Source organism: Peribacillus sp. TH16, assembly GCF_016651095.1.
GTDB lineage: Bacteria > Bacillota > Bacilli > Bacillales > DSM-1321 > Peribacillus > Peribacillus butanolivorans.
Genome location: NZ_JAEKEM010000002.1, coordinates 1,977,276 through 2,000,500 on the forward strand (window position 1 = coordinate 1,977,276; position 23,225 = coordinate 2,000,500).

A 23,225-nucleotide genomic window follows, 5' to 3' on the forward strand; every position below is an offset into this window, starting at 1 on the left:
CTTGATTCAATGGGCATAATTCTAATTATTATCGTTGCCATTTTAGCGGTTACGGGTTTAATTACTTTTAATATCAAAGCGTTATCCCCTGATGAGAAGCCGGTCGTTGAGGAAGAGCACTCTTTAGAAGAGTCCGCTTTTTCCCCAGAAATTGACCTTAGTACCGAAATCATTGTCCAAAAGGACAGGGATGAACTGAAAATGAAGGATGATGATTATCGTTTGGTGCTTTCTAATCTTCACAGTCAACTGAACTCAAACGATGATTCATCTGAAGAAAACAATCCAACCGTTCGCAAAATGAAGGATGAAGAATATCGCGGCACGTTAGAGGATATTCAGCAAAATGGCAAATAAAATAAGATCCTCACATTGGCGTTAGACCATGTGGGGATCTTATTTTATAATTCAGAGTATAAGGGAATCTAAAGGGCTGTTGTCGCCTTAAGCTTACCCATCGACGAGTTTACTTTACTTTTTTTTCTGGTTGACAATTATTCACAGAGACTTTAAGCTAAGGTAATGCAACACCATCATTTTTAAACTCAGCTTTTGTTGAGAGACGGAATTTTAAAAGGATTTCCTTTTTTCGTTCGTCACTTGCCCTTTAGGCAGGTGGCGATTTTTATTTTTATAGGGGTGAAAAATTATGCAACTATTGAAGTATTCCATAATGGTTTTAATCGGCTCCATCTCATACGGTACATTATCCACTATGATTAAGTTTGGATTCATGGACGGCCATTCTTCCGGAGAATTAGTCGGAAGTCAATACCTGGTCGGCTGGCTGATTGTCTCTGTTTTATTTCTTTTTTCGTTTAAATATAAAGTTTCATGGAAAAGTGCCGGATTACTTTTATTCACAGGGATGATGTCCACTTTTGTCGGGAAGGCATATGCCGTCTCAGTATCAGAGCTTCCAGCTTCGATAGCCGTGGTATTTTTATTTCAGTTTACCTGGATCGGCGTCCTAATCGAAAGCTTTATAAATAAAAGACGTCCGGATAAAAATAAACTCATTGCCATTTTCGTTCTATTTATCGGTACGTTATTAGCAGGAGCAATTTTTGGCCAGCCTCTCTCTGCACTTAGTTTTAAAGGAGTATTGTTTGGCCTTTTATCGGCGTTACTTTTTGCTCTTTATATGTATTGTAACTCTCAGTTCGCCGTTGGAGAATCTTCCATGAAGCGGTTGTTTTTCATTGCAACAGGGGCGATGCTGACTGCTGTATTCACTACTAACCCTATCACACTTGTAACAAATCTGGTTCAAACAAACCTATGGTATTATGGTCTACTGCTTGGCACGTTGGGTGTCCTTGTTCCTTTCTTTTTCTTTGCTGTCAGTATGCCGAAAGTTGGTGTCGGGCTTGGCACGATTCTTTGTGCGGCAGAATTGCCCTCCGCGATGGTCGTTTCGGTTATCTTCCTAGATGAACAAGTTACATCCCTGCAGTGGTTCGGAATGTTCTTGATTATTATCGGAATTGCATTACCTGAGGGGATAAAGCATCTCACTAGATTTCTTCCTAATAGTAAAAGGACTTCGCACGAAAAAAGAGTATCCTAATGAATATAGCAGGTTCTTTTAACTGGAAGTATTGCAGGCTAAATTACTTTTTTGTTTTACTTTTCACATTTAAAACAGCTGAAAATTCAACAATAAAGAGCATCGATTACCGATGCTCTTTTAGTATGCAAATTACATCATGAACGACTTTAACAATTTGGGAGCTTTACACTTATTGTGATAGTTTTTAAATAAAAAAGAGACCATTGCACTACTGCGAAATGATCTGCTCTTTTATTTAAAATTCCTTCTGTAGTGAATCCGTAATATATACAAGGATTTCCTATATGCTATTTTTCTTAAGCATCCAATTGTTGAACTTGAAATAGGTTATAGTAATGCGCTTGTTTTTTCATTAGTTCCTCATGTGTTCCGATTTCGGTAATTTCCCCATTATCAATATGAACAATCCGATCGGCATGGGTAATGGTTGATAAGCGGTGTGCTACAATGATCGTGGTCCGTTTTTTCGCCAATATTTCAAGCGCTTCTTGGATGTAATGTTCACTCTCTAAATCCAAGGCGGATGTTGCTTCATCCAGAACAAGGATAGGCGGGTTTTTCAAAAATACCCTCGCAATGGCAACCCGTTGCTTTTGCCCCCCGGATAATTTCACGCCCCGCTCACCCACTTTAGTTTCGTAACCGTCTTTTAAAGACGTAATGAAGTCATGAGCATTTGCTGCTTTTGCTGCTGCAAATACTTCTTCATCACTTGCCTCAGGCCGTCCCATTAGGATATTTGCCTTAACCGATTCACTAAATAAGATATTATCCTGAAGCACCATTCCGATTTTATCTCTTAGGCTGCGTACTTGATATTTCCGGATATCCGTTCCATCTAGTAATACGCTTCCCTCTGTTACATCATAGAAACGTGAAATTAAACTAACGATTGAGGATTTCCCTCCGCCACTCATTCCAACAAGTGCAATGGTTTCACCCGGTTTCACATCCAGGTTGATATGTTTTAAAACAGGTGCCTCTTTCTCATCATAAGCAAATGACACATCCTGAAACGTAATTCGACCTTCTACCTGCTTCAGCTCTTTTGAACCCGGTTCATCATCTATATCATATTTCTCATCCACAAATTCAAAAACCCGGTCCATAGACGCCAATGTTTGTGTCATTGTCGTCGAAGAGTTAACTAATCGTCTGAGAGGATTATAAAGCCTGTCTATGAAACCGACGAAGGCTACCATAGTACCTAGCGTCAATTGCTCATTGATGACTTGATAACCCGCAAAGCCAATCACTAGTAAGGGTGCAATATCTGTAATTGTATTGACGACAGCAAATGACTTAGCATTCCAACTCGTATGTTTCAGTGCCTTATCCAGGAAATTTTTATTCTGCTTCGCAAACAGTTCCTGCTCACGATCTTCAATCGCAAAGCTTTTAATAACCGACATGCCTGAAACACGTTCATGAAGATGACTCTGCACATCCGCCAACGCTTGAGACCTAACCCTTGTATAGGTTCTGAGCTTTCCAAAAAAGTGTTTGATTGAAAAAGCATAAAATGGCAGCATAATGATGGATACAATGGTTAGCTTTACGTCCATCGTGAACATAACCACTATCACAATAATAATTGTAGCGATATCTAGCCAGAGATTCATCAAACCGGTGATAACAAAGTTCTTAGTTTGTTCCACATCCGTGATCATCCTTGAGATTACCTCGCCCACTCTTGTGTTGGAATAATATTTAAAGCTTAGTTTTTGTACATGGGTAAATAAATCATTACGGATATCATATAAGATTTTTGTTCCTGTCCATTGAGCAAAATACTGCCGGTAATACTCGATGGGCGGTCTTACCGCTACAAAGATAAAAAGCATGATTCCCATAGCCCATAAAAGGCGTTCCGATTTCATATCAGTAGACAGATCACTATTGATGATGTCATCCACAATATATTTACTAAGCAAGGGAATCAACAGTGGAATCGCGAATTTTAACAGCCCAATCAATACCGTCCCGATAATCTGCCATTTATACGGCTTAACAAATTGTAAATATCTCTTAATGCTCTCCACGGGATTCCTCCATTTCTCCAAATAATTTTGAAGAAGATTTAAGATAGTAATGCTCTAGTATTAGTTTATACTGTATAATATCGAGTAAAAGATTCCAGAAGATACACTTTCAGTTTTATTTTCCTTTTAGAAAATTAAGCTATCATTAGTCTTTCACATATTCACGTTCTCTTCCAAATATTTTATGAATAGTTCCAAAATATTCTTTTCAACAACATATTATTCAGAGGCTTTCTATAAACGGGAATCATTTCAGCATCTCGTAAGTTTAACTTTAAAACCGCAACAGTTAAAGGAATAGGGCTTACTTCTAGAAAAATAAGATGAATAACATGTATAATCTGTCGCATTGATTTGTTAGAGTACTGGGGAATACACAATAGAAAAAAAGCCTGCTAGATAAGCAGCAGGCCTTTTTACTATTATCGATAAGTTAAAAAGCGTTCATACCAACTATCAATAAATTCTGCGGAGAATGGTCCTTTTCGCTGGCGTATCATATAAATTAAATAATCTACGTTCTGTTTTAATATTTGATCGATAGCATCAGGATAATTCATCTCTTTCCGATGCCTTTCATATTCATCCTCATCCAGCAAATTAAACGTCATATCTGGGAATACTTTGATGTCCAGGTCATAATCAATGTATTTCAATGCTCCTGGGTCGCATGTGAACGGAGAACTGATGTTGCAATAGTAATAAACCCCGTCCTCTCTCAACATACCAATAACATTAAACCAATACTTTGAATGAAAATAGCAAATCGCCGGCTCTCTTGTAATCCATGTCCTTCCATCTGATTCCGTCACCATAGTACGGTCATTTGCCGCTATCACCAGATTTTGGGTTCCTTTTAAAACGGTTGTCTCTTCCCAGATACGATGGATATGTCCATTATGTTTATAGCTATGAATTTGGATTTTTCCTCCTTCGGCAGGAACAATCCCCATTTATCTCTCCCTACTTTCTATAGACACCCTTTCAGCGTACTGTGCCCTATTCCGTTTGCAGTTGTTGTGTGTATTTAATATATATACTTTTTTCCATTTACCCTATATTCCTATATTATAGCGATTTATTCATAAATTTAAAACAAAAGTGGCTAATCCCCCAGTAAAAATGTGAAAAAAAGCCAAAAAAATCTGACCTTCCACTCATTTCTACTTAGAAATTAGCCAATTATTTATAGTACTGCAGCCTGTCCTTGCTGAAAATAACGAATGACCTCTTCTGTTTGCCTCTCGAACATATCATGGATACATTTCAATTCTTGCTTCTTAAGTTGAATCTCTTCCTGAATGGTAACTGCTTCACTCTCCTCTTGCAGATCAAGGAGTTGCTTCTCTATATCTTGGCATCTTTCGATTTCAGATTGTAAAAGTAAAAGCTTTTCCATCGTTTTCAACTGATTGTTTATAAGCTGATTAAATTGCTCCATGATTGCACCATCCTAATCTGTATTTTTTCTATAGTATGTATATTCTATTTTTATCTGATATCTCCTTTGACATAAAATGTAAACGCAAAGAAACATTTGTCGAATACAAAAGAAGGGAAAAAAATAAAAAGACACCCTTCAAAAGAAGGATGCCTTTTCGTATCAGCAATTAGCCTTGGCTTTTATTGCTTTGAGATTTTTGGTTTTGTTTTTTCACTTCTTGAACATTTGTCTCACTTGCAAACTCAGTTCCGTATTGACCTTGACCTTGGCCTTGGCCTTTATTTTGCTGAGATTGCATGTTTTGTTGTTTCACTTGTTGAACGTTTGTTTCACTTGCAAACTCAGTACCGTATTGGCCTTGACCTTGACCTTGCTGAGATTGCGCATTTTGTTGTCTCACTTGTTGGGCGTTAGTACCTGCTTTTGATTTATTGTTGTTAGCCATTAATATCACCTCCACAAATAATAAGATAACCAATATCATGGAGTGTTATCCGGCTAAAAACATTTAAATTTTACCAGTTATATTAAACAAGCAAAGAGATGCCTCCATCAACAATTAAGGTTTGTCCGCGAATCATACTTGCTCCATCGGAAATTAAGAATAGGATGGTGCTCACCATATCTTCTACCTCAACCATCCGTCCAGCCGGAGTCTGTTCAGCTGCTTCAGCAAGCATTTCATCCCGATTCGGGAAAGATTTTAGCGCATCCGTATCAATTACACCGCCTGAAACGGCATTGACACAAATATTCATTGAAGCCAGTTCAACAGCTAAATATCTTGTCAGTGCTTCAAGCGCCGCTTTCGATACTCCGACAGCTGTGTAATTTTTCAAATAGCGGATGGAACCAAGTGAACTGATACTTACAATTTTACCTCCACCATTTCTTTCCATCAATTTCGCCGCTTCCTGGGCACAGAAAAGGAGGGCTTTTGTATTGATATCCATTGTCCAGTTCCAATGGGTTTCTTCAAGCTCCATTAACGGGCGCTGCACACCTGATGCAGCATTATTGATGAAGATATCCAAACGTCCATAATACGCATCGATTTCCTCAAACATGCTTTTCACTTTCGCAACGTCACCGACATTCGCTTTTACTACAAGGGCTTTACGACCCAATGCTTCAATTTCAGCAGCTACCTCTAATGCTTTTGACTTGCTCCGGGCATAATTAATAACGAGGTCGTATCCTTCCTCTGCAAGTCTTAATGCTGTGCTTCTTCCTAGACCTTTACTGCTTCCTGTAACGAGCGCTACTTTTTGTTCCATTTGTTTATTCATCCTTTCTGAGTAAACACCCATCACTTTAAAAAAGGAGTGTTACTTTTTATGTATGTTGGACGTGATATGACAGAGTTGTCGATGATGAAAAAATCGGATTGGGAAAATAGTGAACTTGCCTATTTTCATCACTCCCTTCAACAAATGGTACCTTATTTAAACCAAGAAGGACAGAGTATCCATACCGAAATCGTCAAAGAAATTGAAAATAGAGGCGGAATTAACAGACAAGAAGCCAATTACACCCATGGAACAGAAACAAGCTACGATTAATTTAACTTTATACAATTGAAAATTGAGCGAAAAAGAAGAGGGTATCTTAGCGGATATCCTCTTTTTGAGTATAAACTATTGAGAGGAACCATTGTTGGCTTTTCATATTTATTGAGCTATCTCTCCGTAAAGATTTTTTTATAGGAAAATATAATAATTCCGCAAATCAGAGCTACACCTACAAGTGATAACAAGTAAACAGAAGGGGAAATAACTTTACCAAAGACTACTTCATTTTGAAGTGTCTCCGCTTGACCCCATGCGTTTTCAATTCCTGGTTTATATTGGCTTGTTTTTATAGATCCGACTATCATGGTACTAACAAAATAAAACACATGAAGAATTATTGAACCAATAAATGCTTGAAAAACTACCTTCATTTATATGCCCCCTCCATATCCTTATATTACCATAAAAACAATGTACTATCTTATCCGGAACGCACTGCTTGTTCTATTTAAATTGGTTGTATGGAGGGTATAAAAAAAACGATAACTTAATTGATACCCTCTTTATCGTTATAAGCCTTCATCATTTTTTGGTGTGAAACCGGAAACGCGAACTCCTCCATCTCCGTTTTACTCACCCACTTCAGCTGATTCTCTAATAACGTCGCTTCACTAATTTTTTCTTTGACCGTTCCAGTATACGTATCCACTTTCCAGACAAGGTGTGAAAAAACATGTTCAATTTTCACAAGCGGATCTGTAATCTCCGGTTTTACACCGTACATTTCTTGAAATCGACTTTCAAAGAATTCCCGTTTATGCTGAAGGGATGTATGGTTTTCGAAGTTTGGATATTCCCAAAGGTTTGCTAGCAATCCTTCAGATGCTCGCTTGTGAATTAAAAATTCACCTTTTTCATTCGTTAATAGCACAGCCACAATTGGTACATCACGCGTTTTTTTCTTTTGGATTTTCACCGGCAGTTCTGACTGAACCCCTGCCTCAAAGGCAAGACAGTGACTTTGAACCGGGCACAGCAGACAGGCAGGCTTACCAGGTGTGCATATTAAAGCCCCCAGTTCCATTAAGGCCTGATTGAAAGCAGATGTATGGTTGTGATCAATCAGCTTACGAACAGCAGCTTCAAATGTCTTTCGCGTCTTCGGCTTTGCAATATCTTCATAAATCATTAATATCCTTGATAGTACACGCATGACGTTCCCATCCACAGCAGGCTCCGGCTTGCCATAGGCTATGCTCAGAATCGCTCCAGCTGTATAAGGACCCACACCTTTTAACTTAGAAATTTCCTCGGGACTGTCTGGTACAACACCATTATATGACGCCTTTACCTCTTGAACAGCACTATGCAGGTTCCTGACCCGCGAATAGTAACCGAGTCCTTCCCATGCTTTTAATATTTTTTCTTCATCGGCATTGGCAAAATCCTCAAGTGTCGGAAACCAGTCTATAAACCGGTTAAAATAAGGAATGACCGTATCCACTCGCGTTTGCTGAAGCATAATTTCTGAAACCCAAACACGGTACGGATCCTTATTTTCCCTCCATGGCAATTCTCTTTGTTCTTCGAGAAACCAGGAAACTAAATCTTTTTGAAACGCCTCGATATTTATTTTTTCTATTGTTGGGATATTTATTTCTTTCACTTCAGTTCCTCCAAAGATGTTACACTTTTATTAAAAATGGGAATACATAATAGTAGGCATTCTTTTTTTTATCATGTTCATATTTATTTTATTGTAATAGGTCACAAAAATAAGTCAAAAATATATTCATTTGATGGATAATATATAAATACGGTATGATTAAGGAAGATCTTTTTTTCAAATTGTGGCAGGGAGGTTAGACTTTTGGATACAGGTACTCACTTTGTCATGGGAATTGCTCTTGGAGGACTTGCCACATTAGATCCTGTTATTGCGCAAAGTCCAGTTACTGCAAGTGCAGTCATTGCAGGTACGATATTAGGATCACAAGCTCCTGACATTGACACCGTTTTAAAATTACGAAATAACGCTGTATATATACGAAATCATCGTGGAATTACACATTCGATTCCCGCTGTATTACTTTGGCCCTTGATTATCAGCGGTGCACTTTTCGCCTTCATACCTGAAGCAAATTACCTTCATCTTTGGCTTTGGACCTTTTTAGCCGTATTTCTTCATGTTTTTGTCGATATCTTTAATGCCTATGGAACACAGGCGCTAAGGCCTATTTCTTCCAATTGGGTAGCTCTAGGGGTCATCAATACATTTGACCCGTTCATTTTTGGAATCCATGTTGCCGGCTTGATATTGTGGGGGTATGGATTTCCTCCCGGCTATTTATTTCTCTCCATTTACGGGATACTCGTGATCTATTATATCTCTAGGTTCAGGGAACAGGCTTTCATTAAAAGAGCTGTTAAGCAGCAAATTCCGGGAGCAAGAAAAATTATTTTATCACCAACCATGCGTTTTCATCGCTGGAAAATAGCCGTGATTACCGAAAAGCATTATTATGTAGCGAGAGCTGATAATGGTTATGTGACGATTCTTGATACATTTGATCGAATTCCATTGCCTGAAAGCAAAATTCTCGAAGCCGCCAAGCTTGATATCAATTTGGCTGCCTTTCTGTCTTTTTCTCCTGTTTACCGCTTTGAAATTGAACAAATTAAGGACTATTACGAAGTCCGTTTTATTGATTTAAGATACCGAAGCAATGGGTATTACCCCTTTGTAGCAGTCGTCCATTTAGACAGCGACCTAAATATCTTGAATTCGTATACCGGTTGGATTTTTAGTGAAGCGAAACTGCAGAAGAAATTGAATATTATTTTGTAGGTCTAGGCAGATTTAAAAAAGGCTGATTCCAGGGGAAACCCGCTGGAATCAGCTTTTTTAATGCAGTCGATTCTGTTGATTTAATAAATGCTTATATTTAGGATTTTTCGCAATGAATTCGTGGAATTGTTCACCGTAATTATCAATCCAGGTCTGGACAACACGTGACGTCATTTCTTCGCCAGCATACTCATGCCCAGCTTTTGCATAGGTCGCTTCGAAATCTTCCCATAATAATTCCACCCAAGTTAAAGCTTGCTCATACGTGATGTGATCATTTTTCTCAAGCAGGATCTTGGTTAATCTTTCATGGTAATCATTCATTAGAACCACCTCATTGCCAATATTTTTACAGACTGAACTATACTGTTCTTTACCCATACTAGTAGTAAGCGGAAACGCTGTTTTCTTAATTCTGATGTTTGGAGGAGAAAAACTTGCGAAATAAACAAAAAGGATTCCCCAACCAAAACAATAATAAATTTCAAGGTGAGCCTCGTGCAAAAGCGAGATATGCTTCAAAGCGTGCGGATGGCAGCATTAACACACACCCTCAAGAACGTATGAAAGCATCAAACGAGCGATCGAATTAGAAACAATATTCAGAAGGAATCGGGTCCTCCCGGTTCCTTCAATCTTATTATCTCAACATCGAAATCGGCAGTGCTTCTTCCTTCCCGCTTCCACCCAAACGGTATCCCCAGGCGAATACACCATTCATATAATCAATTTTGAAATAGACTCCCGGATCGCCTTCAATTTGATAAATTTCACCTTTTTTAAAATCATCCGGATTTAACAGATAGGCTTTGGCCATAGTTACTTTGCGTTCCAACACAGAGAATTCGTTAACCATCCCTAATTGCTCAGCTTTTCTCGCTTTTTCGGTTAACGCTGCAATTTCCTGTTGTAGTTCATAGGCCGACAACTTGCTGTATCTTACGTCGCTCATATATATGGCTCCTTAAATTAAATATTAATTTACTTCTATATTAAACAAAATTTTGCGATTTGGCTATCGATGTACTTATTCCATATCTGAATTGGAAAGATATCGGTCAATTAATTCTATTGGAAAACCTTTTCGGTATAATGCCTGCTTCATCTTTTGTTCATATTCGAAGCCTTCATAGTTTTTATAGCGGCGCTGCGTCTTTTCTGCATGATGACATAGCGAATCCCATTGTTCATCTTCATCCTTTTCTACCGTCACATCCTCAAGTGCCTCGAGAATGACATCTCTTGGAAAACCTTTTCGTGTCAATGTCTGTTCAAGCTTCTGCCTTAAAGCTCGTTCCGAGATATTTTTTTCTTTTTTCACCGATTTTCCCGCAAGCTTTTTCGCATGCTCAATTTGAATATCATAGGGGTATTCCTTCAAAGCCTCCACAACTAGCTTTTCTTGTATTCCTTTTTCCTTCAGTTCCATCTTAAGGGTAGTAGGCCCTTTATTGCCTCCGTTTACATGGGTCCGCACGTAAGCCTTGGAAAATTCAAGATCATCTAAATAGTTAAAGCTGTATAGCTTATGTATCGCTTCCTTTATAATCGGTTCTTCTATTTCCTTCTTTCTTAAATAAAGGCGAATTTCCAATTCTGAACGCATGCGGTATGATAAATAATTAAGAGCATCCGTAAATGCCTTTTGAATTTCATCATGGAATTGTATTTCAGCAAGAAGCAGATCATCAAGTGCAGTACCCTTTTTCAAGTGAAATTTCAATAAAACTTCTTCGTCCACACTAAACGCATATTTTTCATCAACAAATATGTTATAACGATCTTTACGTTTTTTTTGGGTTGTTATTTTTGTTATGTTTGGCATAAAATCCACCCCCATCCCTACTTTACCCCTTTACGAGTACCTTTTCTATATATAGCATGTCTAAAAATGAAAAAAGAACAAGGGCATGTTAAAGTGAATAAAAGACAGGAAAAAGGAAGTGGTTTTCATGAAAATAGCCATTGCTGGTGGAAGCGGTTTTGTCGGCACAGCCCTTATCGATGAATTATTAAAAGAAAATCATGATTTATATATATTGACACGTCATCCTGACAAATATAAAAAACGGGAAAATCTCCAATATATCGGCTGGCTGACCCCAGACTCAAGCCCTGAACAAAATTTAGAAGGCCTTGATGTGTTCGTTAACCTTGCCGGTGAGTCTTTAAACAGTGGGCGTTGGACCCCGGAACGAAAACGCCGGATTGTCGAAAGCAGAGTTGAAGCTTCCAAAGAAATGAATCGGATTCTTTCTAAGCTTCCCGATAAAGTTTCTGTCATTATCAATGCAAGTGCAGTGGGTTTTTATGGTATCTCTGATCATGAAACCTTTACCGAAACCTCTGATTCCATTGGTGATGATTTCTTGGCTCGTACAGTTAAGCTATGGGAAAAAGAAGCAACCAAATCCCGCTCATACAGTAAGCGAGTTGTCCTTACAAGGTTTGGTGTGATTCTAGGGGAAAAAGAAGGTGCACTGCCAATGATGGTTCTTCCTTATAAACTTTTCGGCGGAGGAAAAATGGGCAAAGGAAGTCAGTGGCTTTCCTGGATTCATATTCACGACGTCGCCCGTGCAATTGTTTTTTGTATGAACAATCAACACATTCAAGGTCCAGTCAATTTCACAGCACCTAACCCGGTTCAAATGGATAAATTCGGAAAAGAAATTGGTACTATCATGCACCGGCCTCATTGGTTACCTGTTCCTCCCTTCATGCTAAAAACCATGCTCGGTGAAATGAGCATACTTGTGCTAGAAGGCCAAAAAGTCCTTCCTAATAAACTTGCAGAGGAAGAATTCACGTTCACTTTTCCAACCCTTAATACGGCTTTACACAATATCTTAAAAGAAAATTCTCATGTATGAATGAAACTTTTTAGGAAAAAATAGGGATATCAAGTGAAATGGAGATGATCTAATTGCCCAAAAAACAGGAAAAAGAAAAAAGTACCTTAACGAGCACGCAAGCAATTCTTTATTCTCGAGAATTTAAAAATGCAGACCGAGCAGGTGGATTTAACGAGAAGAAATCTCGCCGTTAAGTTTGGAGTATTTTCCCGTACATTTTGATCTACCATTCAGCACAAAATAAGCTAGCGATGATTAAGGAAATCATCGCTAGCTTATTTATTTCTTTACTCTAAGGGGGCGCTGATATGGGACGCAATAATAATCGAGACAATAACGTTCAAAAACTTCCACAAGTTCCTAAAAACCTAAAAAGTGACGGACTTGATGTCGAATATTCTTCAGAACTGGCTGACCAACAAGATATTGAAGCACAAGCGCGATCCAATGCGGCTAATCGCCGTGCCCATAACCGCAAATTATAACTTTTACACCTTAGGGGGCTGTTAGTCAGCCCCTTAAATTAGCTTACTGACACCGTCTTATCCACACCCCTGTGTATATTGTGGATATTTTCTGAAAATACTGACAAATAATAGGTGTTTGTCTCGCGGTATCAACATGTAAATAATGTAATTTCTGGATAACTATGTGGATAGTGTGGATAACCCTAAGATCTCATTGATTCAACTGCATTTCATTTGTGGATAACTTTTCTTTTTCTTACATAAAAAAGCATTACCCTAAAATGATTTGACTGGATTATTTATTTTCATTTTACTAACTCAACTAAAAAAGCCATTCTGCTTAAAACAAAGGAGGTTTCCCCACCTTTTGTTATTCAGCCACAGTTTCTTCCAACTGTTTACGGAGCATGAATTTTTGAATTTTCCCACTTGCGTTTCGAGGTAACTCTTTACAGAAGATATATCTTCTTGGACGTTTATAGTTAGCAAGTGTATCGCTGTTCTTACACCAGTCTTCTAGATCATTTTCCGTCAACAACGGATCTTTAGCCACTACAAAGGCCGTTACCGTTTCTCCCCATTTATCATCAGGCTGACCAATTACTGCACAGTCGAGTACTCCTTGATGCTCATAAAGTGTGTCTTCCACTTCACGTGGATACACATTTTCGCCACCAGAGATAATCATGTCATCCACACGATCCTTGACCCACAAATATCCATCTTCATCAAGGAAACCTATATCCCCGGAATGGTACCAGCCTCTGTAAAGTGCTCTCTCTGTCTCTCCATCTCTTTGAAAGTACCCTTTCATGATGCAAGGGCCTTTTACAAGAATTTCCCCGATTTCTCCGGGTTCGAGTGCATCATCGGGATCCGATGGGCCTTCGTCATTTGGACGGGCAATGACGATTTCATGATCGCGGCACGCTTGGCCGGCAGAGCCAGCTTTACTTATTTGATCATCCTCTAATAGTAGAGTGATGGCCGGACCCATTTCCGTCATTCCATATGCTTGGATAAATTGAATGCCCAGTTTTTCCTGACAAGCAAGTACAAGCGTAGGCGCCATTGGAGCGGCTCCATATAGTCCCAGCTTCAAACTTTGAAATTTATAATCATTCAGATTTTCCTGAATAAGCATATTCCACATCGTTGGGGCCGCAAACAGTTTGGTAATCCCTTCGGATTCAAACAGTTCTAGTACCTTTTTAGGATTGAACTGATGAAGAACTACATTCGTTGCACCAACCTGCACGCGCGGTAAAAATGAACAGTGCAATTCCGCACAATGAAACATTGGCGCGGTAATCAAACCGATATCACTGCTTTCATACTTCATCGCCTCTGATAAAATCATAGCCTGCTCGACTATATCTTTATGAAGGTGAATTACTCCTTTTGGCCGTCCTGTCGTCCCGCTTGTATACATAATGGCATAGACATCATTCTCGTGAATGTCTACATCAACAGGCTTAGAAGATGTACTGACCATTTTTTGGCGGTATCCTTCGGCAAAGCGAGGCACATTCTCATCAATATACCAGAATGCTATTTCAGGGAAGCGTTTTTCAACAGCTGCCACAGTCGATTCCAATTCACCTTCAAATAAAACGACCTTTGGCGCCGCATCACTTAAGATGAATGCAAGCTCTTCTGCCATTAAGCGAAAGTTGATTGGATTAAAGACCGCACCGATTTTTGCACAGGCAAAGAATGCGGTGGCAAGTTCTTCATTATTATAAAGATAGGTAGAGACCCGGTCCCCTTTTTGGACACCTTCTGCTTGGAGAGCCGCCGCCAACCTATTCACCTGCTCATTCCATTGAATGTAGGTATAGCGGATATTTCTTCTCACGTCGTAGATAGCTTCTTTAATGGGGAATTTTTGAACCGTCTGATCAAAGATATTTTTAATCGTTACTGACATATCATTTCCTCCTCAAGTAAACCCACTATCAGCAGGATGATTTCACGTCATGCTCCTGATGGTCGGCTTTATCACTTTTTCAGCCTTTACTTTCGTGTGAATTTCTAATGTTATTCACGAGAAAATACCGTCTCAATCTATTCTTTCAATAATGGTAGCATTCGCCATTCCGTGACCTTCACACATTGTTTGTAATCCATATCGGCCGCCTCTTCTTTCTAATTCATGGATCATCGAAACCATTAAACGGGCACCACTGCCGCCAAGAGGGTGTCCTAAGGCAATCGCTCCTCCATTTGGATTTAGCTTCTTAGGGTCGGCCCCTGTTTCTTTTAACCAGGCAAGCGGTACAGGAGCAAAGGCTTCATTAACTTCAAAGACATCGATATCATCAATGGAAAGACCTGCTTTTTCCAATGCTTTTTGAGTGGCAGGAATTGGACCTGTCAACATTAAGGTAGGATCTGATCCGACAACAACCCGTGTATGCACTTTAAAGCGTGGTTTCAATCCAAGCTCTTCTGCTTTACTACGCTCCATTAATAGTAAAGCTGCAGCACCGTCACTTATTTGGCTTGAGTTCCCGGCATGTATTAATCCTTCTTCTTTAAAAACTGCCTTCAGCCCTGAAAGGACTTCTACCGTAGTTCCCCCCCTTGGTCCTTCGTCTTCGGTAACTTCAATATGATTTCCTAATTTATCTGTACCTGTAACTGTGATTATTTCACGGTCGAAATAGCCTTCCTTTTGAGCACGTATTGCCCTCTCATGGCTTTCAACAGAAAACTGATCACATTCCTCACGGGTGATTCCCCACTTTTCTGCGATTCTTTCAGCCGATATACCTTGGTTGATTACCTCGTAGCTGTCTAAATACTTTTGACTTGTTTCAGCTCCTTGATAATTTGAACCCATTGGGACACGAGACATGTTTTCTACTCCTCCTGCTACGACCACATCCATATCTCCTGACAAAATGGCTTGGGAAGCGAAATGGACAGCCTGCTGACTCGATCCGCATTGTCGGTCAATTGTCGTACCTGGCACTTCAATCGGATAGCCGGCAATCAGAGCAGCAATCCGAGCAATATCTCCGGCTTGCTCCCCAGCCTGCGAAACACAGCCTAAAATGACATCATCGATGATGGCATGATCAATGCCTGCTATTTCGACCAGCCTCTTTAATACTTCACCTGCTAAATCATCTGGGCGAACATCCTTTAAGACACCGTTTCTTCTGCCAACCGGAGTACGAATTCCCTCAACAATTACCACTTCCCGCATGTAATCTCTCCCCTTCTCATTTTGTTTTTTAAAGTCCAAGGCTCTTTGCTATGATTTTCTTCATGATTTCATTTGTACCCGCATAGATGCTTGCTACCGGCACATCACGGTACCTTCTAGCAATCTTGTATTCTTCCATATAACCATAGCCCCCATGAAGCTGCATGCATTCATTGGATATTTTCCGGGCAGTCTCTGTCAAACGCCATTTAGCCATCGATACTTCTGTGACCACCTGTTCACCCGCCATATGATTAGCAATCAATTGATCCAGGAAAACTCGGCCCATTTTAATTTCAGTGGCCATTTCTGCGATTTTAAATTGAGTGTTCTGGAACTGACTCACTGATTTCCCGAACGCTTCCCTGCTTTTGACGTACTCAATCGTATCCGCTAGCATATCCTCGGATGCGGTTTGGGCACAAATTGCTACGACAAGACGTTCCTGCTGCAATTTCTCCATTAAATACTTAAACCCTTTGCCTTCTTCACCTAGCAAGTTTTCCTTTGGTACACGACAATCTTCAAAGATAAGTTCTGCTGTATCCTGACAATGCAAACCAAGCTTCTTCAGTTTTCGTCCCCTGGTGAATCCCGGAGTATCTCTTTCGACCACGACTAAACTGACGCCTTTATGCTTCGGAACAGCATTTGGATCTGTTTTACAAGCCACGATGACCAGGTCCGAATGAATCCCATTTGTGATGAATGTTTTTTGGCCGTTTAGTATGTAATGATCTCCATCCAAAATCGCAGTCGTTTTAATATTGGCCAAATCCGAACCTGTTCCCGGCTCTGTCATGGCGATGGCTGTAATGATTTCCCCTGTCGTGCATTTAGGGAGCCAGCGCTGTTTCTGCTCCTCATTTCCGTATGCGGAAATATACGGAACCGTAATATCGCTATGGAGCCCGAAGCCTATGAAACCTGAACCCACTCTTTCTAGTTCTTCATTAATTATGACCGCAAAGCCCCAATCTACTTCAGAACCCCCATACTCTTCTCCAAGATCCGGACATAAAAAGCCTTGCTCCCCCATTTTCCCCCAAAACGAACGAGGAATAATACGGTCTTCTTCCCATTGTTCATAATAGGGAACCGCTTCTTTCTCTAAAAACTTGCGTAATGATTTACGGAAAATCTCGTGATCTTCACTTAAGTATGGATGTTCCATCTGCATTATCTCCTCTGTCATTAGCTTTTTCGTATCAACCTTTTCCTTTTTATAAAAAATACACTTTAGTTTTCTAATCCATTATTTAAAATTCCCCGGAAGGGTTTGAACCTACCTTATCTAGGTGACATTCGAATGGCCCCGTCCAACCGAATCGTTTCTCCATTCAGCATAGGATTCGTAATAATGCTTTCCGTAAGTTTAGCGTACTCTTCCGGATATCCGAGCCTTGATGGAAATGGCACGGTTTTCCCTAATGACGCCCTCGCTTCTTCAGGTAATGAATCAAACATCGGTGTATGAAATAACCCCGGTGCAATCGATACGACACGTATCCCTTTGGAAGCAAGCTCCCTTGCAATCGGAAGAGTCATACCGACAATCCCACTCTTTGAGGCACTATATGCCGCTTGTCCGATTTGTCCTTCAAATGCAGCTACCGACGCTGTGTTGATAATGACACCACGCTCCCCCTCTTCGTTTGCTTGGTTATTGACCATTTTTTCAGCCGCAAGACGAATTACATTAAATGTACCGACCAAGTTAACCGTCACTACTTTTGAGAACGCTTTCAATTCATGCGTACCTTTTCTTCCAATGACCTTTTCAGCAATCGCAATGCCAGCACAATTGACAATTGTGTTAATTGATCCAAATTTTTCAATTCCCTGATCCAACGCTTCTAGTACACTTTCTTCACTTGTCACATCTGTTTTAATAAATATGACTGAATCTCCTAATTCCTCGACCATTTTGACGCCATTTTCTTCTGAGAGGTCAAAGATAACGGCTTTTCCACCTTTTTTAATGATGTTTCTTACAGTGGCCGCTCCCAGACCTGAAGCCCCACCTGTCACTACTGCAATAGTTTCTTGAATATCCAAATCTTCACCTCATTTGTTTTCGTCTAGAATATATATTCATCTTTACCTATCGTCAAAACTCATTTCAATAATACTTTGAAGTATTTTTATTCTGATGGTTTTACTGCTTGGAATGCCTGACTCACTGTTTACTTTTTAAGCTATGAAGTGTTTCGGTAAAACCTTTAATCACCTGTTCAAAATCCTGCTTCAATTCATCAAGCTCTTTAATACGTTCATTTATTTCATTTAATTTCTGTCCAGCTGTATCAATTGTTTTCTCCAATTGCTTAATACCCGTCCTGTCCTTATCAAATAGCAGAACAATATCCTTTATTTCAACTAAAGAAAAGCCATACTTCTTGCCACGCATAATGATTTTAAGTTGAGCATGTTCTTTCTTTCCATATACTCTTTTTCCGGTTTCGGTCCGCTTTGGCCTTAGCATACCTAGTTCCTCATAATATCGTAGTGTTCTTGTTGTCAAATCAAATTCTTTTGCTAACTCAGAAATGGTGTACATGTTAAAACCACACTTTGCAAAGGGATTATTTACCTTATCTTAACATTGACGTTAACGTAAACTTCAATAAATATTCACAAAATTTTAAATATATAAAACTGAATGAAAGTTATAAACTGATATACTATGGGTATATTCTTTTTAAATGAAGGGACGGATTAATTATGCTCTGCTCAAGAATATTAGTTGCTTATGATGAATCTGAATTGGCACGTAAATCTTTAGAAAAAGCGATTGAATTAGCGAAGCTGGATCCTGCTATTGAAATTCAGGTACTTCACGCTGTTACACTTCCAATCCATCCAAATATATATGGCAATGCTTTTCAAGAAATTGAAGAAGCCATGCTTAAGTATGGCAACGAAGTTATCGAAAAAGCGGATGCACTGTTATCCGAAATTCCTAATGCATCTCAGTCTTTTGTCGTAGAAGGTTCAGCTATCACTACTTTGTTGGAACATGCGAAATCTCAAAATTGCGACCTTATCATAATGGGCAGCAGAGGCTTAAGTGGATTCAAGGAATTCCTAGGAAGCGTCAGCCACTATATCGTCCAGAATTCTCCGGTACCTGTCTTATTAGTTAAATAAACAATTTGCGACAACCCTATGACTAACCAATTAGAAGAAGCTGGGCTCTTATTTGGAGCCCAGCTTTTTTATACGCTCACGAAACAAAGAGGAAATCTTACCAACAAAGCTTCTCATGTTTTACAAACCCTTCTGTTAACAGGTAAAATGAAAGAAATTTAAAAGAGGATAAGCAGGTGAAGTGATGGATATTAAGCATTTACAATACTTTATAGAGGTTACCAATTTCAACAGCTTTACTCGGGCAGCGGATCATTTATTCATTACTCAGCCGACCATCAGTAAGATGATCAAAAACTTGGAGACTGAGCTCGGTGTTGAACTTTTTGATCGTTCCCGTAAACAACTGATTCTGACTGATGCCGGAAGGGTTGTATTAGAGCAGGCAAAATTAATTGATAAAGCATTTCATAATTTAGAAACAGAAATGGACAATTTATTAGGCTTGAAAAAGGGACATATACGAATCGGATTACCGCCGATTATTGACGCCTCCTTCTTCCCCCGAATTCTTAGCCGTTTTCATGAGGATTATCCTAATATTACCTTTCAATTAGTAGAGGATGGCTCAAAGAAAATTGAAGAATCTGTTCAAAATGACTTACTCGACATTGGCGTAATAGTCCTGCCAACTAACACCGTACTTTTTCATCATTTTGCCTTTTTAGAAGAAGACATTAACTTGATTGTGCCCCCCTCCCACCCACTTGCTTGTCGGGAAGAGATTGATTTGGCCGACCTTGAAGACGAGTCTTTTATCTTATTTAATAAAGATTATGTCTTGCGTGATCTCATAATTTCGTCCTGTAAAGAAGCTGGTTATTCTCCACACATTGTCACAGAAAGCTCACGTTGGGATTTTATAGAGGAAATGGTTTACTGTAATCTTGGAATCGCTCTTTTACCGGAAAGTTTATGCCGCCATGATAAACGCATCAAGTCCATTAAGGTCAAAAACCCTTCCATTAGTTGGAACTTAGGATTCATTTGGAGTAAGGATCAATACCTTTCATATGCGGCAAAAGAATGGCTAAAATATACAAGAGAAGCGTTAACTCATAAAGATTAACTACCTCGATAGTAAAGCATTAGACATGTAAGCACTATCATAGATTTAAGTTATGCTCATGATAACATCTAACCATTTTACAATACTTAACCGCGGAGTTAGACTTGGTATGAGTAAAAAGCACTGTAATTACTGATGGAATCTATATTTTCAGAAAGGAGATATTTATGATCACTTTATCTAGTGTCGATGAGTTACAAGCAACCGAAGAAGCTTTGGAGAAAATTAAATATTCATACCCCGAATTATTTAATAAACTACTCCATGTCGTTGCCTTAACACGAGCTTTTCAATTTAAATATCAATTTATGGGCACACTAATCATGGATGAAAACCATAACGAATACACCCCTGAATTCGTTATGCCCTCCGTTATCCACTTATATATAGAGGAAGTTCAAAAGTTAAAGGATGATCCTAATATCCAGGTTTTACAACAAACCTTCTCCCAAAATGAAAATATTGGATATGCTAAAATCAGTATGCTAGTGCTCGGTAAAAGCCCTGAATCACTTTTAGGCTCATCATACATTAAATAACACCCCCTGATATGTTCCCAAAAAAAACCTCCGATTTACGGAAGGTTTTTTTTCTTATTCTAATATTAGAGCACTTTGCTCAAAAAGGCTTTAGTTCTTTCCTGCTGCGGATTATCAAAGATCTCACTTGGAATATTTTCTTCGATAATAAAGCCCTCGTCCATGAAAATCACACGATCACCAACTTCTTTAGCAAACCCCATCTCATGGGTCACTACGACCATTGTCATACCTTCTTTAGCCAATTGCTTCATAACCTCAAGCACTTCACCGACCATTTCCGGGTCTAGAGCAGAAGTCGGTTCATCAAACAACATGATTTTGGGTTCCATTGCCAATGCCCTTGCGATTGCCACACGTTGCTTTTGTCCACCCGATAATGAATCCGGATAGGCGTTCGCTTTCTCAGCAAGTCCTACTTTCTTAAGTAGTTCCATGCCTCTTTGAGATGCCTGTTCTTTGGAAACTTTACGAACCTTTAGCGGCGCAAGCATAATGTTATCAATAACTGTTTTATGCGGAAATAAGTTAAAATGCTGAAATACCATGCCAACTTCAGTGCGTACTTTATTGATATTGACCTTCTTATCTGTCGTATCAAGCCCCTCTATGAAAATATGTCCTCCCGTTATCGTTTCAAGTTGATTAATACACCTGAGAAAAGTAGATTTACCAGACCCTGAAGGCCCAATAACCACAACTACCTCCTGTGGGGCAACGATTGCATTGATATTCTTTAATACCTCGTTATCTCCAAATGACTTTTTTAAATTCTCGACCTTAATCATTCTGTTTTCAACCTGCTTTCGAGTCTATTTAATACGAAACTTAAAATAAGGGTCAGGAATAGATAGATAAAGGCACAAGCCAAATACGGCTCCCAAACTTTAAAGTACTGCCCCCCCATCGCTTTTCCCCAATACATTAATTCGGGGGCTGCAATGACACAAAGGAGGGAGGAATCTTTTAATAATACGATGAATTCATTTCCTAACGGAGGGATCATACGTTTGAATGCTTGAGGTAAGACAACATGAATCATTGTTTGAGTATGGGTCATTCCCAAAGAACGAGCCCCTTCCATTTGTCCTTTATCAATGGATTGAATTCCTGCACGGAATATTTCCGCAATATAAGCCGCTGCATTTAAAGACAAAGCAATGACTCCCGCTGTGATTGCGTTCGTCTTCCCAGTAAAAAGGGGCACAATACCAAAATGGATTAAAAAAATCTGAACTAATAGCGGAGTTCCACGAAAAACCGTGACATAACAGTAAAATGGAAATGCGAGCACCTTGTTTCTCATTATTTTCCCTAAACCTATCAGTAACCCTAAAAAAGTTCCGATGAGAATAGAGGAAACCGATAGCCCAATTGTGAGTATCGTTCCCTTTAATAAGAAAGGAGCATATTCAAAAATAATGTCCCAGCGAAAATTCATTCTGTTCCCCCCCTAAAGACCAAAAAAACTGCGTAACTTCACACGTAAAGTTACGCAATTTTTTATTATTAATTTGTTTTATTGCTGTGCTTTTAACGTTTCAACATCTGGTTCTGTGCCGAACCATTCTTTATAGATTTCTGCGTACTTTCCATTCTCATAAATAGCATTGACGGCTTTATCAAAATCAGCTTTCAACTCGCTACCTTTTGGGAACATAAGACCATAAAATTCCTGATCAAAACTGCTGCTATCTTCAACAACTTTCAGCTTTTGGTCAGGGTTATTTTTCACATATTCTTCAACAACGGTATTGTCCGCTACTACCGCTTCAGCTCCGCCTTGTAATAATTCCTGAATGGCCAGGTTATTATTTTCGAATTTTTTGATGTCTTTATGATTTTTCCCAAGAAGTGACTCGACTGCTTCCTGTCCAGTTGTAGCTGTTTGAACAGCAATAACCTTTCCTTTCAATTCTTTCCCTGATTTTATATCACTTTTCTCAGGAACTAAGATTTTGTTTGTGGATAAGAAATAAGGCACCGAAAAATCATACGATTGTTTTCTCTCATCATTTACTGTAATTGCAGATATCCCTACATCCGCTCTTTTAGACTCGATTTCCACAAAAATCGGATCCCAGCCAACATGCTCAACTTTCACTTTATAACCGGCTTCTTTTGCAACAGCATTGATAAAATCAACATCGAATCCAACAACTTTATCGCCTTCTAGATATTCAAATGGAGCATATGCTGCATCCGTCACGATCCTAAGTGTTTTCCCATTTGCTTCTTCTTTTTCGCTAGTTGTCGTTACTTCCTTTTCTTTCCCGCATCCAGTCATAATCAGTAACAAAGAAACTACCATGGCAAACATTAAAAACGAAACTTTTTTCAAAATAATCCCCTCTTCTCTCTTGTAAACTCTCTTTTAAAGAACGAAAACAAATCAAATTAGAAAGAATATTCAGTATTTTCACTTAAAAATATTATACGTTTATTTGTTTTTTTATGCAATAAAAAGTCCGTAAATAACTTTAGTAAAATAAAATTTTATCCAATTAACTCAA

The 23,225-nt window shown here is 39.1% G+C and carries 30 protein-coding genes; 12 read left to right on the plus strand and 18 right to left on the minus strand.

The window, feature by feature from the left end; genetic code table 11:
* Window positions 1–9 precede the first annotated feature (9 nt).
* Together JFV29_RS09610 and JFV29_RS09615 are read left to right on the plus strand one after the other, a co-directional pair.
* Window positions 10–357, plus strand: coding sequence for a hypothetical protein (locus tag JFV29_RS09610; protein ID WP_201182806.1), 348 nt, complete (start codon window positions 10–12; stop codon window positions 355–357).
* Between the two features lie 292 nt (window positions 358–649).
* Window positions 650–1,570, plus strand: a complete 921-nt coding sequence (locus JFV29_RS09615; RefSeq protein WP_201182808.1) for an EamA family transporter — start codon at window positions 650–652, stop codon at window positions 1,568–1,570.
* 299 nt (window positions 1,571–1,869) lie between these two features.
* On the opposite strand, the gene JFV29_RS09620 is transcribed toward JFV29_RS09615, so the two are convergent.
* The 5 genes from JFV29_RS09620 to fabL all read right to left on the minus strand — a co-directional run bounded on the left by JFV29_RS09620 (window position 1,870) and on the right by fabL (window position 6,336).
* A complete protein-coding gene (locus tag JFV29_RS09620) occupies window positions 1,870–3,615 on the minus strand; it encodes an ABC transporter transmembrane domain-containing protein (RefSeq protein WP_201182810.1) in 1,746 nt (581 codons plus the stop codon).
* A 422-nt stretch (window positions 3,616–4,037) separates the two neighbouring features.
* Window positions 4,038–4,568, minus strand: coding sequence for a nucleoside tri-diphosphate phosphatase (ntdP, locus tag JFV29_RS09625; protein ID WP_201182812.1), 531 nt, complete (start codon window positions 4,566–4,568; stop codon window positions 4,038–4,040).
* Between the two features lie 233 nt (window positions 4,569–4,801).
* Entirely contained in the window at window positions 4,802–5,056 is a 255-nt protein-coding gene (locus tag JFV29_RS09630) for a YgaB family protein (RefSeq protein ID WP_201182814.1), read from the minus strand.
* Window positions 5,057–5,225: 169 nt separating this feature from the next.
* A complete protein-coding gene (locus JFV29_RS09635; protein ID WP_201182816.1) occupies window positions 5,226–5,504 on the minus strand; it encodes a gamma-type small acid-soluble spore protein in 279 nt (92 codons plus the stop codon).
* An 82-nt stretch (window positions 5,505–5,586) separates the two neighbouring features.
* Window positions 5,587–6,336, minus strand: a complete 750-nt coding sequence (gene fabL, locus JFV29_RS09640) for an enoyl-[acyl-carrier-protein] reductase FabL (protein WP_201182818.1) — start codon at window positions 6,334–6,336, stop codon at window positions 5,587–5,589.
* A 60-nt stretch (window positions 6,337–6,396) separates the two neighbouring features.
* Here fabL and JFV29_RS09645 point away from each other — a divergent pair, with 60 nt between their 5' ends.
* Complete coding sequence (locus JFV29_RS09645) at window positions 6,397–6,621, plus strand: hypothetical protein (protein ID WP_053344482.1); 225 nt, start codon at window positions 6,397–6,399, stop codon at window positions 6,619–6,621.
* Between the two features lie 116 nt (window positions 6,622–6,737).
* Here JFV29_RS09645 and JFV29_RS09650 read toward each other — a convergent pair whose 3' ends face one another.
* Both JFV29_RS09650 and mutY read right to left on the minus strand, forming a co-directional pair.
* Entirely contained in the window at window positions 6,738–7,001 is a 264-nt protein-coding gene (locus tag JFV29_RS09650) for a hypothetical protein (RefSeq protein ID WP_201182820.1), read from the minus strand.
* 116 nt (window positions 7,002–7,117) lie between these two features.
* Window positions 7,118–8,236 (minus strand): A/G-specific adenine glycosylase, encoded by a 1,119-nt coding sequence (gene mutY, locus JFV29_RS09655; RefSeq protein ID WP_201182822.1) that lies wholly within the window; start codon window positions 8,234–8,236, stop codon window positions 7,118–7,120.
* Between the two features lie 204 nt (window positions 8,237–8,440).
* Between mutY and JFV29_RS09660 the strand changes: the two genes are divergently transcribed.
* A complete protein-coding gene (locus tag JFV29_RS09660) occupies window positions 8,441–9,418 on the plus strand; it encodes a metal-dependent hydrolase (RefSeq protein WP_053344479.1) in 978 nt (325 codons plus the stop codon).
* A gap of 57 nt (window positions 9,419–9,475) precedes the next feature.
* Here the strand turns inward: JFV29_RS09660 and JFV29_RS09665 are convergent, their stop codons facing one another.
* Window positions 9,476–9,742 carry a YfhJ family protein gene (locus JFV29_RS09665; RefSeq protein ID WP_053344478.1) on the minus strand — a complete coding sequence of 89 codons (267 nt, stop codon included), beginning with the start codon at window positions 9,740–9,742 and terminating at the stop codon, window positions 9,476–9,478.
* 113 nt (window positions 9,743–9,855) lie between these two features.
* On the opposite strand from JFV29_RS09665, the gene JFV29_RS09670 reads away from it, so the two are divergent.
* Window positions 9,856–10,011 (plus strand): small, acid-soluble spore protein K, encoded by a 156-nt coding sequence (locus JFV29_RS09670; RefSeq protein ID WP_034305387.1) that lies wholly within the window; start codon window positions 9,856–9,858, stop codon window positions 10,009–10,011.
* 47 nt (window positions 10,012–10,058) lie between these two features.
* On the opposite strand, the gene JFV29_RS09675 is transcribed toward JFV29_RS09670, so the two are convergent.
* The gene (locus tag JFV29_RS09675; protein WP_053344476.1) at window positions 10,059–10,370 is read right to left on the minus strand and encodes a YfhH family protein; all 312 of its coding nucleotides are present in this window, start codon (window positions 10,368–10,370) and stop codon (window positions 10,059–10,061) included.
* Window positions 10,371–10,445: 75 nt separating this feature from the next.
* Window positions 10,446–11,243, minus strand: a complete 798-nt coding sequence (gene recX / locus JFV29_RS09680; RefSeq protein ID WP_201182824.1) for a recombination regulator RecX — start codon at window positions 11,241–11,243, stop codon at window positions 10,446–10,448.
* Between the two features lie 127 nt (window positions 11,244–11,370).
* Between recX and JFV29_RS09685 the strand changes: the two genes are divergently transcribed.
* From JFV29_RS09685 to JFV29_RS09695, 3 genes are all read left to right on the plus strand, one after another.
* The gene (locus JFV29_RS09685) at window positions 11,371–12,291 is read left to right on the plus strand and encodes a TIGR01777 family oxidoreductase (protein WP_201182826.1); all 921 of its coding nucleotides are present in this window, start codon (window positions 11,371–11,373) and stop codon (window positions 12,289–12,291) included.
* 53 nt (window positions 12,292–12,344) lie between these two features.
* Window positions 12,345–12,467 carry a YfhE family protein gene (locus JFV29_RS09690; RefSeq protein WP_082527457.1) on the plus strand — a complete coding sequence of 41 codons (123 nt, stop codon included), beginning with the start codon at window positions 12,345–12,347 and terminating at the stop codon, window positions 12,465–12,467.
* Between the two features lie 114 nt (window positions 12,468–12,581).
* Window positions 12,582–12,758: a YfhD family protein gene (locus JFV29_RS09695; RefSeq protein ID WP_201182828.1), complete on the plus strand. Its 177-nt coding sequence runs from the start codon at window positions 12,582–12,584 to the stop codon at window positions 12,756–12,758.
* Between the two features lie 352 nt (window positions 12,759–13,110).
* Here JFV29_RS09695 and JFV29_RS09700 read toward each other — a convergent pair whose 3' ends face one another.
* The 5 genes from JFV29_RS09700 to JFV29_RS09720 all read right to left on the minus strand — a co-directional run bounded on the left by JFV29_RS09700 (window position 13,111) and on the right by JFV29_RS09720 (window position 18,514).
* Complete coding sequence (locus tag JFV29_RS09700) at window positions 13,111–14,670, minus strand: fatty acid--CoA ligase (protein ID WP_201182830.1); 1,560 nt, start codon at window positions 14,668–14,670, stop codon at window positions 13,111–13,113.
* Between the two features lie 132 nt (window positions 14,671–14,802).
* On the minus strand, window positions 14,803–15,954 hold the full coding sequence (locus JFV29_RS09705; protein WP_201182832.1) for a thiolase family protein: 1,152 nt from the start codon (window positions 15,952–15,954) through the stop codon (window positions 14,803–14,805).
* Window positions 15,955–15,982: 28 nt separating this feature from the next.
* Window positions 15,983–17,128: an acyl-CoA dehydrogenase family protein gene (locus tag JFV29_RS09710; protein ID WP_201183500.1), complete on the minus strand. Its 1,146-nt coding sequence runs from the start codon at window positions 17,126–17,128 to the stop codon at window positions 15,983–15,985.
* Window positions 17,129–17,244: 116 nt separating this feature from the next.
* Window positions 17,245–18,012: a 3-hydroxyacyl-CoA dehydrogenase gene (locus JFV29_RS09715; RefSeq protein WP_201182834.1), complete on the minus strand. Its 768-nt coding sequence runs from the start codon at window positions 18,010–18,012 to the stop codon at window positions 17,245–17,247.
* 121 nt (window positions 18,013–18,133) lie between these two features.
* Window positions 18,134–18,514 carry a MerR family transcriptional regulator gene (locus JFV29_RS09720; RefSeq protein WP_053344470.1) on the minus strand — a complete coding sequence of 127 codons (381 nt, stop codon included), beginning with the start codon at window positions 18,512–18,514 and terminating at the stop codon, window positions 18,134–18,136.
* Window positions 18,515–18,678: 164 nt separating this feature from the next.
* Between JFV29_RS09720 and JFV29_RS09725 the strand changes: the two genes are divergently transcribed.
* The 4 genes from JFV29_RS09725 (at window position 18,679) to JFV29_RS09735 (ending at window position 20,712) form a co-directional block, all read left to right on the plus strand.
* On the plus strand, window positions 18,679–19,104 hold the full coding sequence (locus tag JFV29_RS09725) for a universal stress protein (protein WP_053344469.1): 426 nt from the start codon (window positions 18,679–18,681) through the stop codon (window positions 19,102–19,104).
* 18 nt (window positions 19,105–19,122) lie between these two features.
* Window positions 19,123–19,266: a hypothetical protein gene (locus tag JFV29_RS30015; protein WP_201222140.1), complete on the plus strand. Its 144-nt coding sequence runs from the start codon at window positions 19,123–19,125 to the stop codon at window positions 19,264–19,266.
* 22 nt (window positions 19,267–19,288) lie between these two features.
* Entirely contained in the window at window positions 19,289–20,173 is an 885-nt protein-coding gene (gene cidR, locus JFV29_RS09730; RefSeq protein ID WP_201182836.1) for a cidABC operon transcriptional activator CidR, read from the plus strand.
* Window positions 20,174–20,340: 167 nt separating this feature from the next.
* Window positions 20,341–20,712 carry a hypothetical protein gene (locus tag JFV29_RS09735; protein ID WP_201182838.1) on the plus strand — a complete coding sequence of 124 codons (372 nt, stop codon included), beginning with the start codon at window positions 20,341–20,343 and terminating at the stop codon, window positions 20,710–20,712.
* A gap of 65 nt (window positions 20,713–20,777) precedes the next feature.
* Here JFV29_RS09735 and JFV29_RS09740 read toward each other — a convergent pair whose 3' ends face one another.
* From JFV29_RS09740 to JFV29_RS09750, 3 genes are all read right to left on the minus strand, one after another.
* Entirely contained in the window at window positions 20,778–21,500 is a 723-nt protein-coding gene (locus JFV29_RS09740) for an amino acid ABC transporter ATP-binding protein (protein ID WP_056522225.1), read from the minus strand.
* A complete protein-coding gene (locus tag JFV29_RS09745) occupies window positions 21,497–22,153 on the minus strand; it encodes an amino acid ABC transporter permease (protein ID WP_201182840.1) in 657 nt (218 codons plus the stop codon). Before JFV29_RS09745 ends, JFV29_RS09740 begins: the two co-directional genes overlap by 4 nt.
* A gap of 78 nt (window positions 22,154–22,231) precedes the next feature.
* Window positions 22,232–23,053, minus strand: coding sequence for a basic amino acid ABC transporter substrate-binding protein (locus tag JFV29_RS09750; protein ID WP_053344464.1), 822 nt, complete (start codon window positions 23,051–23,053; stop codon window positions 22,232–22,234).
* Between the last annotated feature and the right edge of the window lie 172 nt (window positions 23,054–23,225).

Coding starts and splice junctions, on each gene's coding strand:
- cidR (WP_201182836.1), top strand. CDS start 19,289: ATGGATATTAAGCATTTACAATACTTTATAGAGGTTACCAATTTCAAC.
- JFV29_RS09725 (WP_053344469.1), top strand. CDS start 18,679: ATGCTCTGCTCAAGAATATTAGTTGCTTATGATGAATCTGAATTGGCA.
- JFV29_RS09645 (WP_053344482.1), top strand. CDS start 6,397: ATGTATGTTGGACGTGATATGACAGAGTTGTCGATGATGAAAAAATCG.
- fabL (WP_201182818.1), bottom strand. CDS start 6,336: ATGGAACAAAAAGTAGCGCTCGTTACAGGAAGCAGTAAAGGTCTAGGA.
- JFV29_RS09615 (WP_201182808.1), top strand. CDS start 650: ATGCAACTATTGAAGTATTCCATAATGGTTTTAATCGGCTCCATCTCA.
- JFV29_RS09720 (WP_053344470.1), bottom strand. CDS start 18,514: ATGTACACCATTTCTGAGTTAGCAAAAGAATTTGATTTGACAACAAGA.
- JFV29_RS09610 (WP_201182806.1), top strand. CDS start 10: ATGGGCATAATTCTAATTATTATCGTTGCCATTTTAGCGGTTACGGGT.
- JFV29_RS09735 (WP_201182838.1), top strand. CDS start 20,341: ATGATCACTTTATCTAGTGTCGATGAGTTACAAGCAACCGAAGAAGCT.
- JFV29_RS09745 (WP_201182840.1), bottom strand. CDS start 22,153: ATGAATTTTCGCTGGGACATTATTTTTGAATATGCTCCTTTCTTATTA.
- JFV29_RS09705 (WP_201182832.1), bottom strand. CDS start 15,954: ATGCGGGAAGTGGTAATTGTTGAGGGAATTCGTACTCCGGTTGGCAGA.
- JFV29_RS09700 (WP_201182830.1), bottom strand. CDS start 14,670: ATGTCAGTAACGATTAAAAATATCTTTGATCAGACGGTTCAAAAATTC.
- JFV29_RS09710 (WP_201183500.1), bottom strand. CDS start 17,128: ATGGAACATCCATACTTAAGTGAAGATCACGAGATTTTCCGTAAATCA.
- recX (WP_201182824.1), bottom strand. CDS start 11,243: ATGCCAAACATAACAAAAATAACAACCCAAAAAAAACGTAAAGATCGT.
- JFV29_RS09665 (WP_053344478.1), bottom strand. CDS start 9,742: ATGAATGATTACCATGAAAGATTAACCAAGATCCTGCTTGAGAAAAAT.
- JFV29_RS09675 (WP_053344476.1), bottom strand. CDS start 10,370: ATGAGCGACGTAAGATACAGCAAGTTGTCGGCCTATGAACTACAACAG.
- JFV29_RS09650 (WP_201182820.1), bottom strand. CDS start 7,001: ATGAAGGTAGTTTTTCAAGCATTTATTGGTTCAATAATTCTTCATGTG.
- JFV29_RS09630 (WP_201182814.1), bottom strand. CDS start 5,056: ATGGAGCAATTTAATCAGCTTATAAACAATCAGTTGAAAACGATGGAA.
- JFV29_RS09740 (WP_056522225.1), bottom strand. CDS start 21,500: ATGATTAAGGTCGAGAATTTAAAAAAGTCATTTGGAGATAACGAGGTA.
- JFV29_RS30015 (WP_201222140.1), top strand. CDS start 19,123: ATGACTAACCAATTAGAAGAAGCTGGGCTCTTATTTGGAGCCCAGCTT.
- ntdP (WP_201182812.1), bottom strand. CDS start 4,568: ATGGGGATTGTTCCTGCCGAAGGAGGAAAAATCCAAATTCATAGCTAT.
- JFV29_RS09695 (WP_201182828.1), top strand. CDS start 12,582: ATGGGACGCAATAATAATCGAGACAATAACGTTCAAAAACTTCCACAA.
- JFV29_RS09685 (WP_201182826.1), top strand. CDS start 11,371: ATGAAAATAGCCATTGCTGGTGGAAGCGGTTTTGTCGGCACAGCCCTT.
- JFV29_RS09635 (WP_201182816.1), bottom strand. CDS start 5,504: ATGGCTAACAACAATAAATCAAAAGCAGGTACTAACGCCCAACAAGTG.